The 13,417-nt window shown below is 37.9% G+C and carries 13 protein-coding genes and 11 tRNA genes; 1 reads left to right on the forward strand and 23 read right to left on the reverse strand.

The features are described from left to right. Positions 1 to 96 precede the first annotated feature (96 nt). From GMJ66_RS19905 to GMJ66_RS19960, 12 genes are all read right to left on the reverse strand, one after another. Positions 97 to 170 (reverse strand) — tRNA-Ile (locus GMJ66_RS19905). Positions 171 to 182: 12 nt separating this feature from the next. Then, a tRNA-Gly gene (locus tag GMJ66_RS19910) sits at positions 183 to 256 on the reverse strand. Between the two features lie 39 nt (positions 257 to 295). Continuing rightward, positions 296 to 372: transfer RNA gene (locus GMJ66_RS19915), tRNA-Pro, on the reverse strand. Positions 373 to 377: 5 nt separating this feature from the next. Then, positions 378 to 454, reverse strand: a tRNA-Arg gene (locus GMJ66_RS19920). Positions 455 to 514: 60 nt separating this feature from the next. Further along, positions 515 to 598 (reverse strand) — tRNA-Leu (locus GMJ66_RS19925). Between the two features lie 12 nt (positions 599 to 610). Then, positions 611 to 683 (reverse strand) — tRNA-Lys (locus GMJ66_RS19930). Positions 684 to 797: 114 nt separating this feature from the next. Then, a tRNA-Gln gene (locus GMJ66_RS19935) sits at positions 798 to 872 on the reverse strand. A 5-nt stretch (positions 873 to 877) separates the two neighbouring features. Then, positions 878 to 954, reverse strand: a tRNA-Asp gene (locus GMJ66_RS19940). A 23-nt stretch (positions 955 to 977) separates the two neighbouring features. Beyond that, positions 978 to 1,049, reverse strand: a tRNA-Glu gene (locus GMJ66_RS19945). 10 nt (positions 1,050 to 1,059) lie between these two features. Continuing rightward, positions 1,060 to 1,150 (reverse strand) — tRNA-Ser (locus GMJ66_RS19950). Positions 1,151 to 1,154: 4 nt separating this feature from the next. Then, a tRNA-Asn gene (locus GMJ66_RS19955) sits at positions 1,155 to 1,229 on the reverse strand. An 895-nt stretch (positions 1,230 to 2,124) separates the two neighbouring features. Beyond that, complete coding sequence (locus GMJ66_RS19960; RefSeq protein WP_156292064.1) at positions 2,125 to 2,598, reverse strand: SprT family protein; 474 nt, start codon at positions 2,596 to 2,598, stop codon at positions 2,125 to 2,127. A 426-nt stretch (positions 2,599 to 3,024) separates the two neighbouring features. On the opposite strand from GMJ66_RS19960, the gene GMJ66_RS19965 reads away from it, so the two are divergent. Continuing rightward, complete coding sequence (locus GMJ66_RS19965) at positions 3,025 to 4,509, forward strand: catalase (RefSeq protein ID WP_156292065.1); 1,485 nt, start codon at positions 3,025 to 3,027, stop codon at positions 4,507 to 4,509. Between the two features lie 181 nt (positions 4,510 to 4,690). Here GMJ66_RS19965 and GMJ66_RS19970 read toward each other — a convergent pair whose 3' ends face one another. The 11 genes from GMJ66_RS19970 to GMJ66_RS20020 form a co-directional block, all read right to left on the reverse strand. Beyond that, positions 4,691 to 6,862, reverse strand: a complete 2,172-nt coding sequence (locus tag GMJ66_RS19970; RefSeq protein WP_156292066.1) for a Tex family protein — start codon at positions 6,860 to 6,862, stop codon at positions 4,691 to 4,693. A 174-nt stretch (positions 6,863 to 7,036) separates the two neighbouring features. Beyond that, positions 7,037 to 7,645: a PP2C family serine/threonine-protein phosphatase gene (locus GMJ66_RS19975; protein WP_156292067.1), complete on the reverse strand. Its 609-nt coding sequence runs from the start codon at positions 7,643 to 7,645 to the stop codon at positions 7,037 to 7,039. After that, positions 7,642 to 8,433 (reverse strand): RNA polymerase sigma factor SigB, encoded by a 792-nt coding sequence (gene sigB, locus GMJ66_RS19980; protein ID WP_156292068.1) that lies wholly within the window; start codon positions 8,431 to 8,433, stop codon positions 7,642 to 7,644. Before sigB ends, GMJ66_RS19975 begins: the two co-directional genes overlap by 4 nt. After that, positions 8,405 to 8,881: an anti-sigma B factor RsbW gene (rsbW, locus tag GMJ66_RS19985; protein WP_156292069.1), complete on the reverse strand. Its 477-nt coding sequence runs from the start codon at positions 8,879 to 8,881 to the stop codon at positions 8,405 to 8,407. The genes sigB and rsbW overlap by 29 nt, the downstream gene beginning before the upstream one ends. Then, positions 8,881 to 9,213 (reverse strand): STAS domain-containing protein, encoded by a 333-nt coding sequence (locus GMJ66_RS19990; protein WP_156292070.1) that lies wholly within the window; start codon positions 9,211 to 9,213, stop codon positions 8,881 to 8,883. The genes rsbW and GMJ66_RS19990 overlap by 1 nt, the downstream gene beginning before the upstream one ends. A gap of 105 nt (positions 9,214 to 9,318) precedes the next feature. Next, positions 9,319 to 10,332 (reverse strand): PP2C family protein-serine/threonine phosphatase, encoded by a 1,014-nt coding sequence (locus tag GMJ66_RS19995; protein ID WP_156292071.1) that lies wholly within the window; start codon positions 10,330 to 10,332, stop codon positions 9,319 to 9,321. Between the two features lie 65 nt (positions 10,333 to 10,397). Next, positions 10,398 to 10,805 (reverse strand): anti-sigma regulatory factor, encoded by a 408-nt coding sequence (locus GMJ66_RS20000; protein ID WP_156292072.1) that lies wholly within the window; start codon positions 10,803 to 10,805, stop codon positions 10,398 to 10,400. A 4-nt stretch (positions 10,806 to 10,809) separates the two neighbouring features. Further along, positions 10,810 to 11,166: an STAS domain-containing protein gene (locus GMJ66_RS20005; protein ID WP_156292073.1), complete on the reverse strand. Its 357-nt coding sequence runs from the start codon at positions 11,164 to 11,166 to the stop codon at positions 10,810 to 10,812. Positions 11,167 to 11,171: 5 nt separating this feature from the next. Next, positions 11,172 to 12,041: an RsbT co-antagonist protein RsbRA gene (locus tag GMJ66_RS20010; RefSeq protein WP_156292074.1), complete on the reverse strand. Its 870-nt coding sequence runs from the start codon at positions 12,039 to 12,041 to the stop codon at positions 11,172 to 11,174. Positions 12,042 to 12,240: 199 nt separating this feature from the next. Then, the gene (locus GMJ66_RS20015; protein ID WP_156292075.1) at positions 12,241 to 12,603 is read right to left on the reverse strand and encodes a type II toxin-antitoxin system PemK/MazF family toxin; all 363 of its coding nucleotides are present in this window, start codon (positions 12,601 to 12,603) and stop codon (positions 12,241 to 12,243) included. Positions 12,604 to 12,607: 4 nt separating this feature from the next. Next, a complete protein-coding gene (locus GMJ66_RS20020; protein WP_156292076.1) occupies positions 12,608 to 12,892 on the reverse strand; it encodes a CopG family ribbon-helix-helix protein in 285 nt (94 codons plus the stop codon). Positions 12,893 to 13,417: the final 525 nt, after the last annotated feature.

Genomic DNA, 13,417 nt, shown 5'->3' on the forward strand with positions numbered 1-13,417 from the left:
TAACATTTGTCAACAACTTTTTTCTTGACGATGTTTTTTGCGATAGACTTACACTATATACACTCACTCAACAAAAGTCAACACTATTTTATTGAGTGGGCCTGAGTGGACTCGAACCACCGACCTCACGCTTATCAGGCGTGCGCTCTAACCAGCTGAGCTACAGGCCCATATTTATAAAATGGAGCGGGTGATGGGAATCGAACCCACGACATCAGCTTGGAAGGCTGAGGTTATACCATTTAACTACACCCGCAATATAAGTAAACCGAATTTATCATTCTACTAAATTCAATGGTCGGGAAGACAGGATTTGAACCTGCGACCCCATGGTCCCAAACCATGTGCTCTACCAAGCTGAGCTACTTCCCGTTTTATGGCGCGCCCGAGAGGAGTCGAACCCCTAACCTTTTGATCCGTAGTCAAACGCTCTATCCAATTGAGCTACGGGCGCTTAAAAAGCAACGTATTCAAATATAACATAATGCACATTCGAATGCAAGTAAAACAAAAATGCGGTCGAGAGGACTTGAACCTCCACGGGATTAACTCCCACTAGGCCCTCAACCTAGCGCGTCTGCCATTCCGCCACGACCGCATGACATAAAAGTGAGCCATGAAGGATTCGAACCTTCGACCCTCTGATTAAAAGTCAGATGCTCTACCAACTGAGCTAATGGCTCATATAGCTTATTTCATAAAAAAATACTATTGAATCAATAGTATGATTTAAAGCGAAATATCAAACTTATCATAAAACCTAATAAAATTTACCAAGAAGTTTGATTAAAATAAATTGGCTGGGCCACCAGGATTCGAACCTGGGGTACACGGGATCAAAACCCGATGCCTTACCGCTTGGCTATGGCCCAATAAATGGCGGTCCGGACGGGACTCGAACCCGCGACCTCCTGCGTGACAGGCAGGCATTCTAACCAACTGAACTACCGGACCTAACTATTTGTTTTTATAAAGGATGACCCGTACGGGATTCGAACCCGTGTTACCGCCGTGAAAGGGCGGTGTCTTAACCACTTGACCAACGGGCCATTTTTGCAATGGCGGAGAAGGAGGGATTTGAACCCTCGCGCCGCTCACGCGACCTACACCCTTAGCAGGGGCGCCTCTTCAGCCACTTGAGTACTTCTCCGTAATGGCTCCACAGGTAGGATTCGAACCTACGACCGATCGGTTAACAGCCGATTGCTCTACCACTGAGCTACTGTGGAATAACCAGAAGAATAAGCGTTAATTAGTATTACTCAAATCGCCACACTGTTATTCTTTCTTTAACAAAATAGTTAACAGCAACGAATTACATAATACATCATAAAATCCACTTTGTCAACATGTTTCTTGTTATTTTTTTATAAAATGCCGCTATCAAATTTGATAGCTTAATTAATTTAACATGAATGGCATCTTTCGTCAATGATTTTATAATAACAACTTTTTGTGCATCTATCTTTATATTATTAGGCTAACAATCATTGTTTTACTCTGCCCTTTCGTTTGGCCTAAATCACAATCAACACGATGCATAGACAAGACCACATTTCACCTTCACGGAAACACCTCCTGAGACCAGTCCTGCTGGCCCGAGTTCACGGGGGATACCCTAACCCAAAGTGGCGCGCAGTGTATTTCCGCAGCAGCAGATTACGCTCCAGCATCATTAAGAAATAAGTAGGATTACATGTGTACTGCGATTCTTTTAAAAAATTCACGAAGAGATCTCTTTAAAAAACTACGTATCGTATGATTTTCTAATCCGAAGACACACCAAAACAGTTATGGACCGTTCAGCCGCTATCCGTTATTGTATTGTTTTGTCATTGATAACCGAGACCGTCAATCGGTGTAAAAATTCGGCGAGCTTCCTTTATTAGTACCCAAAGCCTTTGGGCATTTAGAGATTCTAACTCACCTTGTAACGTATACCTACTATTTAACTAAGCATAATAGCCATATCCGACCTATAAGTTTAAAGATTTCATATACACCTTAATTTCGATACAGCATCAGCTAATATATCAATGGCTTTTTGACATAAACCCTTCCTCGTTTTATCTTCTACCCCTCGGTTAGCTTAATTTCCAGGAAATCACGGTTATCTAGAAAAATTCAGGAACGTTGTTTAGTGCTGTTTTTTAGCATTAACTTTCCACCGCATTTACTGCATCGATATTTTCTAACGTCAACCCTTCTCTTCCTTTTATACTCAAAAAAACACTTCTTACATATATATAGATACTTATAATCCGCGCGCTGAGAAGGTAGCGGTTTACAGTGTCTTGGGGATCCTGTTTTTTCCAGAAGTCGTTTAAAATCAATATCTCCATGCTTATACCCTTTTCCTTCTATATGAAGATGATAATGACATAATTCATGTTTAATAATTCCGATAAACTCGCTTTCATCCATTTCAACCACATATTTAGGATTTAACTCAACAAGCCTTTTGGACGGGATATATCTCCCCCCTGTTGTCCGAAGTCGATGATTGAATGTAACTTTATCTTTAAATGGTTTATGAAAAAAATGTATAGAAAGATCGTTAACTAATTTATATAATGATTTCTCATTTATCGGATCCATTTGCAAAAACACCCTTATATTTTTATAAAACATATTATAACATATTAGACCAGAATAGTGATTCCGCCAATCGTATTCACTGTGTTTATGTTATTAATTAAAATAATTATAATTAAACATTGATTTTTGTTTGAGTTGTTGTATAATAAAAATCGAGAACTTCTTTTCTAGAATTTTTCTGTGGAGGGAGGGTGGAAATACTCCGTGAAAGGAAAATAATTAACTACATAAGAAATAACTTATAATTTTGTTCTCATTTAATATCATTTAAATGAGAAGGGTTAATTCATAGACATTTTAATGTATATTTCTAAATTAACAATAATTCACAATAATTCACAAAGTTACAATCTATAATAATAGTAATATGAAAATCACTATGATATTATAATAATTGTATTTAATAAATCGGGAGGGGTTTATAAAATGAGTGAAGATAAGAAAAAATTGACCACCGCATTTGGTGCTCCGGTGCCAAATGACGATGATGTTAAAACGGCAGGGAAACGCGGCCCATTATTAATGGAAGACTATTGGTTCCTGGAAAAATTAGCACACTTTGATAGAGAAGTGATCCCAGAACGTCGTATGCATGCAAAAGGTTCAGGCGCATACGGAACATTCACAGTAACAAACGATATTACTAAATATACGAAAGCTAGTGTTTTCTCTGAAGTTGGGGAGAAAACCGATATGTTTATCCGCTTCTCTACCGTTGCCGGTGAACGTGGTGCTGCAGATGCAGAACGCGATATCCGTGGTACTTCAATGAAATTCTACACAGAAGAAGGTAACTGGGATTTAGTTGGGAACAATACACCAGTATTCTTCTTTAGAGACCCTAAAAGATTCCCGGATTTGAACCACGTTGTTAAACGTGATCCTAAAACAAACATGCATAGCGCACAGGCTAACTGGGATTTCTGGTCTTCATTACCTGAAGCCCTTCACCAAGTAACGATTACAATGAGTGACCGTGGTATCCCAGCAAGCTACCGTAACATGCATATGTTCGGAAGCCATACTTACAGCTTATTTAACGCAGATAATGAACGCGTTTGGGTGAAATTCCATTTTAGAACACAACAAGGAATTAAAAACCTAACCAATCAGGAAGCAGAGCAATTAATTGGTAAAGACCGTGAAAGCCATCAAAAAGATTTATATGAAGCTATCGAAAATGGGGATTACCCTAGATGGACGCTATACATCCAAGTAATGACTGAAGAACAAGCAAAAGAAGTACCTTATAACCCATTCGATTTAACAAAAGTTTGGTATAAGAAAGACTTTCCATTAATTGAGGTTGGTGTAGTCGAATTAAACCGTAATCCGGAAAACTACTTTGAAGAGGTTGAGCAAGCTGCATTTGCTCCAACAAACATCGTACCTGGTATCGGCTTCTCACCAGATAGAATGCTGCAAGGACGTCTATTCTCTTATGGAGACGCACAACGCTATCGTCTGGGTGTCAACCACTGGCAAATTCCAGTAAACTATCCGAAAAACGCGAAAAACTTCCACCCATATCATAGAGATGGCGCAATGAGAGTCATTCCATATGGCGGTGGCCAAGTATCCTACTCACCAAATAGCTATGGTGAATGGGAAGACAATAAAGAACATCAGGAACCTGCATTACAATTTGCCGAAGATGTAGATTACTATGATTTCCGTGGTGATGATGATAATTATTACGAGCAACCAGGGAAACTATTTAATCTAATGACAGAAGAAGAACAACAACGTTTATTTGATAACACAGCAGCTGAAATGCAGGGAACAACAAAAGAAGTTCAACTAAGACATATCAACAACTGCTACAAAGCGGATCCAAAATATGGTGAAGGTGTAGCTAATGCTCTTGGTGTTTCATTAAGTGAAGTAGAAGCAGCAAGTGAAGCGGAGTAAATCATATAAAAGGAGGTCCAAAGTATTCGCTTTGGACCCTTTTTTTAGCACGTTAGGAAGGAGAAGATTTTGGCAAGGCAGGGCCGTTCTACGTAGCTGAAATTTTAACTTCCTAAGTATAGGAAAACGACACATTCGCTAAAGGATGATCGAATGCGAATTTTTCTAAAGTTTCCCTAATCTACTTCCCACTATTAATCATTGACAGTGCTACTCTTCCCTTTTCTGCATCAATCTCCTCCACCCAAACTGTTACTACATCCCCAACAGATGCAATATCCATTGGATGTTTCACAAATTTATTTGCCATTTTCGAGATGTGAACAAGCCCATCCTGTTTTACTCCGATATCCACAAATACTCCAAAATCAACGACATTTCGAATCGTCCCCTGCAATTCCATACCCGGTTTCAAGTCCTCTAATGTCATGACATTTTGCTTTAATAACGGCTGCGGGAAATCATCACGCGGATCCCGCTCCGGACGACTTAATGCATTGAGTATATCGATTAAGGTTGGTTCACCAATTTCCAACTGGTTTGCAACGTCTTTTTTATCCAATTCATTAATCTTTTCCCGAATTAATTCTGTACCAATATCTGCTATATCACAATCCATCATTTCTAACAGTTTTTCTGTACTTGGATAGCTTTCAGGATGAATTGGTGTTCGGTCTAATGGATTCACTCCGTCAATAATTCTCAGGAATCCTATCGCTTGTTCATACGTTTTCGCACCTAGCCGAGGAATTTTCTTTAATTCCTGACGTTTGGTAAACTTCCCTTCTTCATTTCTTCGTTTTACAATATTATTGGCCACCGTTTTGCTTAGTCCGGATACATATTGCAGCAAGGAAGGAGATGCGGTGTTAACATTTACCCCAACCTGGTTAACCGCAGTTTCTACGACAAAAGTCAATGATTCATTCAATGCTTTTTGGCTAACATCATGCTGATACTGTCCAACCCCAATGGACTTCGGATCAATTTTTACCAGTTCAGCCAATGGGTCCTGAACACGTCGGGCAATGGAGGCTGCACTTCTTTGTTCTACCTCTAAATCCGGGAATTCTTCACGTGCTAATTCAGAAGCGGAATAAACACTTGCTCCTGCTTCATTCACAATAATATATGGGATATCCAAGCCATTATTGGAAATAACATCCGAAATAAAGTGCTCGGTTTCCCGGGATGCGGTTCCATTTCCAATGGCAATTAGCTCGACTTTATATGTTCTAACCAGTTCCATCACGATTTTTTCAGAACCAGCTATATCATTTTTCGGAGCTGTCGGGTACATAACCCCAACATGAAGCACCTTCCCTGTTTCATCGACAACAGCTAATTTACACCCTGTCCGATATGCAGGGTCAACACTTAAAACGGTTCTTCCTTTTAGCGGTGGCTGTAATAATAGGTTTTTCAAGTTCACTGCAAACACATCAATAGCCTGCTCTTCCGCCTTTTCCGTTAGACTTCCTCTAATTTCTCTTTCAACGGAAGGCTGTATTAAGCGTTTATAGCTATCCTCGATGGCAGCTTCTATTATTTCTTTTACTTCCCCACTTACATGTTTAATTATTATCTTGTTCTTTAAAAATTCTAAAATACGATCAACAGGTGGTTCAATCGAAACCTTCAGAATATCTTCTTTTTCCCCGCGGTTTAATGCCAGGATTCTGTGGGAAACAAGGGAGCGAACAGCTTCATGATATTCATAGTACATTTCATAAACACGTTTTTCATCTTTGTCTTCCACTTTTACTTGCGATTCAATGGTGCCACGTTTAAAGGTCTCTTCACGGATAAAGTCACGATATTCCGCATCATCCGAAACACACTCTGCAATAATATCGTTCACACCAGCTAATACATCGTCCAGTGTATGTAATTCATGTTCCTCTGATAGATATTTTTTCGCCTCTTCTTCTAACTGCGAAATTTCCTGTTTCCAAATCAGTTCAGCAAGAGGCTCCAGCCCTTTTTCTTTCGCAATCGTCGCCTTCGTTCTCCGCTTTTGCTTATATGGACGATATAAATCTTCTACTCGCTGAAGCTGTGTTGCTTGTCTAATCTCTTGCTCCAGTTCTTCCGTTAATTTCCCTTGTTCATCTATAATACGAATAACTTCCTGCTTTCGATCGGATAAATGAACAGCATATTGGAACCTGTCCTGAACGTTCTTAATTTGAACTTCATCCAGACCTCCCGTTACTTCCTTACGATAACGGGCAATAAATGGTACCGTGTTTCCCTCATTTAATAAATCAATTACTTTTTGTACAATATTCGTATTTACATTGGTTTCTTTTGCTACTAGACGAATGATTTCCTGTTCCACTTCTACTGTCACAAATGTTCCTCCTTTAATTCACCATTCCTATTTTAACACATTGCATTTATATTTAACTATATAGCTAAAGTTAGAAAACCTTGCATTCGCTCGTCTTTCAGTAAAGCAACTTCCTGTAACATTTTATATTTTCCTCATAACGCGCAATGGAAAGGGCTGACATCCACCCTAATGTCAGCCCTCCACATTTTCATTGTAATGTATAGCTATTAATGTCGTATCATCATCCCTAACTTCCTGACTGACATATCGATACGATTTTGTTATTGTATGAACATCAGTATTTTCCAAACACATTTTGGACAATTCTTTGTCCTTCACACCATCTGAAAATATAATAAAATTCATATCAGGTTCGAGTTTTTCTTTTATTACTTTAAACGACCGTCTATATCCCGCCAAATAGCCAACATTCGGAATACTGCGTTTTTTCCTTCCATCAGCCACCTGAATAATACCAATATTGCCAATGGAAGAAAAGGAATACAGATTTCGATTAAAATCCATTTTTAAAATCCCTAAAACTACTCCACGTTTACCTAAAAGCCGCTCATTTGCAATAGTTACAAGCTGTTTGACATCGACATCCATATTTTCCTTAATAATATCAATTACAATTTTCGATGACTCATTTGCAAATTCTCCACTGCCAAGACCATCTGCAAGCGCACAAATGAACCCTGTCTCTGTTTCTTTGTAAAAATAACTATCTCCGCAATAATAATTGCCTTTTTTCGGCTGTTGGAAGATAGAAACATCTACTTTATTGTTTGCGGTACTCAATCGAAAACCTCCGAACTCTTGGATTGAATCGCTTCTTTTAATTTGCGCAACGATCGTCTTTGCAGTCTGGATACATGCATTTGGGAAATTCCTAGCCGTTCACCAGTTTCTTTCTGACTCAAATTCTCAAAATATGTATATTTAAGAATTTGCTGTTCGCGTTCAGATAAAATAGGAAGGATTTTCTCTAAAATAATTTTATAATCAATCGAATTATAACCGTCCTCTTCAAATCCGATTAAATCAATTAATGCAACGGTACTTCCATCCGAATCCGCTTCAACTTTTCTGTCAACCGATAGTGCATTATAACTTTTACTCATTTCCATTGTTTCTAATATTTCTTCTTCTGAGGCGTTCACATATTCAGCAATTTCTTTTACTGTTGGAGAATTTTGATTGGCTGCTGTTAATGCATCCACCGCTTTTCTTATCTTTGGTCCCAATTCCTTTATTCGGCGAGGGACATGAACACTCCACGTTTTATCACGAATAAAACGTTTAATTTCTCCAATCATGGTTGGGATAGCAAAGGACTCAAATGATTTACCAAGAGAAGCATCATATCTTTTAACTGCAGCTAATAATCCAATCATCCCAACCTGTACCAGGTCTTCATGAATGGTAGCATTCTTGGAATATTTCTTTGCAATAGATTCTACAAGGTATTTATACTTAAGGATGATTTTTTCTTGTATGGCTTTATCTTCTGGATTATTCTGGAGAGCTTCAATCCACTGGTAAACCTCATCTCTTCCTTTATGATCGGCTTGAGATTTGGTCGTCATCAAGGTCCACCTCAACTTCATTCACATACTTAGTCATCCATACAATAACACCTTGGTTATTGTTAATTTGAACTTTATCCATCAGTGCTTCGATTAAAAATAATCCAAAACCTCCTTCTCGAAGGCTCTCCACTGATTCCGTCTCTTCAAAAGGCCCTATCTCATCTTTTACCTCATTTAGTTTAAAACTTTCTCCGTTATCAGCAACCATTACTTCCAGCCGATTTTCATAAACACCGAATCCAATTGTTATCTCCCCATTTTCCTGCCCCTGATAAGCATGTGTCACCGCATTTGTAATTGCTTCGGATACTGCAATTTTAAGGTCTTCAATATCGTCATAAGAAAATCCCATCCGATTTGCAATTCCTGATAAACTCAAGCGAATCACACCTACAAACTCCGCTTTTGCCGGTATCTTCATTTCTATAAAGTCAAAATTACTCATTATTTTCTCTCCACCTTATTGCTTCGTCCTATATCCATTATTTCGTCTAAGCCCGTTATTTTAAAAACGCGGTAGACCCGGTCATTCAGATTCATAATTTTCATATGGCTGTCATTTTCTTTTGTTGATTTTAAGGCACTGATAAACACACCTAACCCCGTACTATCCATATAACTTACAGACTCCATATCAACTTCAACTACGCTTCCAGATTTTTGGGTTAGGGGCAATAGGCTTTCTTTCAATTTTGGTACGGTATAGGCATCAATTTCTCCAGATAAACGAATAATCAAATGATTGCTCTTTTCAACTAAATCAATAGAGAGTTCCATCCTTTTCCCTCCTAAAATTGTCGTTATTCTATATAAACCACTGTAAAAATGATAAAATACATTTATTTGAATTACTTGTTTTTATTTACCCAAAAACGTTGTGGGCTAAACTTCTTTCCTTAGAATGATCATGGTAAAGTCATCTCTTAATTGAAAGTCCTGTAATCGCTCAAAGTACTTATAAACATGATTGACAATTTCCTGTGCTGAATATGTTTTATATTTTCGGATAACATCAAGCACTTCTTCCACCTCAACAAAGCGATCTTCCTCTCTTGACTCTGTCACTCCATCTGTTAAGAAAATAACCATGTCACCTTTTTCCATTTTTAATTCATATTCCTGATATTCCACATCAGCCAACACCCCAAGGGCCAAACCTTTTGTCTTTAATTCTTCAAATCTATTGTCTTTGGCATAATAATGGAACCCTGGCTCATGGCCTGCAGAAGAAAACCGAAGTTTATTATAGGCTGGAGAGTATTGCGCATAAATCATCGTTATGAACATATTAGGGTCAACATTTCTTTCCACAACACGGTTTAAATTTTCCAATATGACATTTGGTTCCATCGATTCTTCCGGGTAGCTGTCTATGGCATATTTAATCATGGACATAGATAATGCAGCAGGGATTCCTTTTCCAATCACATCTGCAATAGCCATCCCAAGAGTACCATTTTTCCCCTTCACAAAATGATAATAGTCTCCATTCATCTGATGTGCAGGGGCACTAATGGCACCAATATCCAAACCTTCAATCGTTGGTATATCCGTTTTCAAAAAGGTATCCTGCATACTAGCCGCGACAGAAATTTCTGATTTTAAAGCAATTTGCTGTTCCCTTAATGTTTGTATTTCCTGATGCTTCAGCCCATAGGAAATCATTGCCTCCAAAAGAAAGTTCATGGAATGTTTAATCTCTTCAGAAAGATCTGGGTATAGATCTTCCAAAGCTTGTATATGTAAATTAACAATTTCCTCAGGAAGAATATTGTTTTTCAGAAACGATTTACTCATCATCTCCACACCGTATAAAGAACGCTCATCCTGAGTTTCAATATAGCTTTTCAATAGATTTTTATAGTTTTCTATATTAGAATCTATTACTTTCCTCATACGTTCCTCCTATCCTGAACGAGGCTTTTCACACTTGAAAAGTGTATACCAATTACCACGCCTCATCAACGAACCCATTTCTTCGCAGTAATTTTCGTTCCCTTTCCGAGTTCGGATTGGATATCAAATTCGTCCATTAGTCGCTTTACTCCAGGAAGTCCTGCACCTAGGCCACCAGAAGTTGAAAAACCATCCTGCATTACTTCCGCAATATCTGAAATTCCAGGACCTGAATCTACTGCTATTATAGATAATCCTTTCCCATCTATTGTATTTATCATATCAAAATAGATTTGACCATCATTATTGGCATATAAATATATATTACGGGCTAACTCCGATACCGCTGTTGCAATTCGTGCTTGGTCAACCGTGCCAAACCCCAATGTTTTTGCCATATCTCTTGCAACATGTCTAGCACCGACTATATCCCATTCTTTTTGTATTGTTACACAGGACGATTGAGGCTTCATCTATTCAATCCCCCAATTCCTGATGCAATTTAATAAGACCTTGCTCCAAATCTAGTGCAGTCGGGATGTTCTGCAAATGAATTCCAAGATCAATTAACGTCATTGCAACTGCTGGCTGTATACCAGTTAATACTACTTTCGCCCCCATTAAATCTGACATTGCTACCACATCCCCGAGAACCTTAGCAATGAAGGAATCAATGATTTCTACAGAAGTTAAGTCTATTACGACACCTGTTGCACCGGTTTTATATATTTTATCTAGTAAATCCTCTTGAAATTCGATTGCAGTTATATCATCTATTTCTGTTTGAATGGAAATTAATAGATAATTATGTAATTTTAGTATAGGTATGGGCATTTTAATCACTCCCCTTGTAAAGATTCGATTAATTTTTCTATGCTGTCTTCGTCCGGTTTTACATCAACCACTTTCCTGTTGGTGATCTCCAAAGCTGTCATAAAACCTTTTTTAAGTGAGCTTTTCGTAGGGAAATTAGTAAGGTCAATGCCCAAATTAACAATCGTTTGTGCTATCTCAGGTCGAATTCCGACTAAAATACATTTTGCCCCGATGAGACGTACCGCTTCAGCCGCCTGAATTAAATGATGTGCAACCATCGTATCTACAACTGGTACACCTGTAATATCAATTAATACCACTTCAGAATTGTGTGTGATGACACCCTGCAGAAGACTTTCCATAATTAATTTTGCACGATCTGTATCGATGGTACCAATGAGTGGCATGATGGTAATCCCATCAATTACCGGAATTAATGGTGCTGATAATTCTTGAAGTGCTACACGTTGAAGAGATACGATATTTTCCCAATTTCCGGTATACTCATTTACTAATATACGAATTATTGGCTCTACCCATCGATCAACACTAGCCAATACATTAGATATGTATTCTGTATCAACTCTATCTGATTGCTGGAGAATAAAATCAATTGTCACCCTTCTAAAAACTTGCAATCCATCAGTAATATAACTCAAAGGCCAACCAAGGTTAATAATTTTTTCCGAGAATGCTTCGACCGCCTTCGTTGATCCCTGAGTCTGAATGCTCGTGAATATAACATCGACAAACTCACGATTAGTGCTTTTGTAAACCTCATCAGAAATCGTAGCAGTACGATTCACTTCTTTTAATGTCCCAACTTCCTTTAACCACATTTCTACAATTGTTTCACTATTTTCCACAACAATAGCCTTGAATTTTGAGTCCATTCATAATCCTCCGTCAATCTAATATAAAGTTATGAATATTGTTTCATAATAATGTATTTTCTGCAAACAAATGCTTTCCAATTACCGCAACTATTATAGCATATATGTACCATACAAATAAGGTAAATATATACTAGAAAAGAACTTTGTTTTCAGGAACAAAAAATACCCGTTCTCATATTATAGAGAAGGGTATTTCCTACTGACCGTTATATATCTCTTTTAGTCCAAGGCTTATCTCTAAGGCTTGGTTAATCTTTTTCATCATTTCAACATCTAATTTAGTTATCCTGTCTGTTAATCGTTGCTTGTCTAATGTCCGAATTTGCTCTAACAATATTACTGAATTTCGATCAAACCCATATTTTTTGGCGTCAATCTCAACATGCGTTGGCAATTTAGCCTTTTGAATTTGCGCAGTAATCGCAGCAACAATAACAGTTGGGCTAAATCGATTTCCAATATCGTTCTGCAGGATCAATACTGGGCGAACGCCCCCCTGTTCTGATCCGACAACAGGAGAAAGATCAGCGAAATATACCTCGCCTCTTTGAACGATCAAATTATTACACCCCGATCACAGTACGCTTGAAGGTGATTTCAGCCTCCTCTTCAGCCTGAAAAGCTTCCGAAGCAATTGTTAGATTAATGCGACCCATTTCCTGATAACCACGTTGCATTGTTTCGCGAAATTGCTGAATATGTTCATCCTTTTTATGCTGTAGATAATTTTTAGTAGCCTGACATATAAAATCACTAAGGTCACTATTTTCATATTTCATGAATCCATCCACCTCATTTAGTAGGTTTGTTGGTAATTTTACCAATACTTCTTGTAAACTCTCTGACAAACCAATGCACCTCCGCCAACTGTTGAACGTTCTTTAAAAATGTCTCTTTAATAATAGCATTGAATACCTTAGTTTGCAAAGGGGTCATAGCGTTTTTTTGAAAAAAAACTTAGATTTTGTCGGCTTCCTTATAAAAAGAGATAGTCACCTTTGTAAAACAATTTGCGTATGATAAATTTTAATTAAAAATGCACTCCTGTAAACTATATGTAATTATTGAAAAAACATGCATCTTCTTAGTAAAAAATCCACATTTGGTATTATTCCCCTATAGCTTTTTACGTAAGTGCACTGCTTTTAATCTGTGCTGTTGATACTTACTACGGCATTGTATAAACGTTGATATTTGCTCTTGCCTCCGTTCCAATCAACCATTATAAAAGAGCATAACTTTATCATTAAGCACAAAAGATTGTTATAGGGTTGTAAGCACTATTTCCGTAGCAGTAGTCTGCATTCCCATCTCCTCTTGGAAAGCAGTTTTGCGCAAAGAACAAAAGCGCAAGCGCCCGTTTAGCGACGTAC

This window comes from Oceanobacillus salinisoli (genome assembly GCF_009733865.1).
GTDB classification, from domain to species: Bacteria; Bacillota; Bacilli; order Bacillales; family Amphibacillaceae; genus Oceanobacillus; species Oceanobacillus salinisoli.

Coding starts and splice junctions, on each gene's coding strand:
- GMJ66_RS19960 (WP_156292064.1), bottom strand. CDS start 2,598: ATGGATCCGATAAATGAGAAATCATTATATAAATTAGTTAACGATCTT.
- GMJ66_RS19965 (WP_156292065.1), top strand. CDS start 3,025: ATGAGTGAAGATAAGAAAAAATTGACCACCGCATTTGGTGCTCCGGTG.
- sigB (WP_156292068.1), bottom strand. CDS start 8,433: ATGACGACCAAATCTCAAGCCGATCATAAAGGAAGAGATGAGGTTTAC.
- rsbW (WP_156292069.1), bottom strand. CDS start 8,881: ATGAGTAATTTTGACTTTATAGAAATGAAGATACCGGCAAAAGCGGAG.
- GMJ66_RS19990 (WP_156292070.1), bottom strand. CDS start 9,213: ATGGAACTCTCTATTGATTTAGTTGAAAAGAGCAATCATTTGATTATT.
- GMJ66_RS19995 (WP_156292071.1), bottom strand. CDS start 10,332: ATGAGGAAAGTAATAGATTCTAATATAGAAAACTATAAAAATCTATTG.
- GMJ66_RS20000 (WP_156292072.1), bottom strand. CDS start 10,805: ATGAAGCCTCAATCGTCCTGTGTAACAATACAAAAAGAATGGGATATA.
- GMJ66_RS20005 (WP_156292073.1), bottom strand. CDS start 11,166: ATGCCCATACCTATACTAAAATTACATAATTATCTATTAATTTCCATT.
- GMJ66_RS20010 (WP_156292074.1), bottom strand. CDS start 12,041: ATGGACTCAAAATTCAAGGCTATTGTTGTGGAAAATAGTGAAACAATT.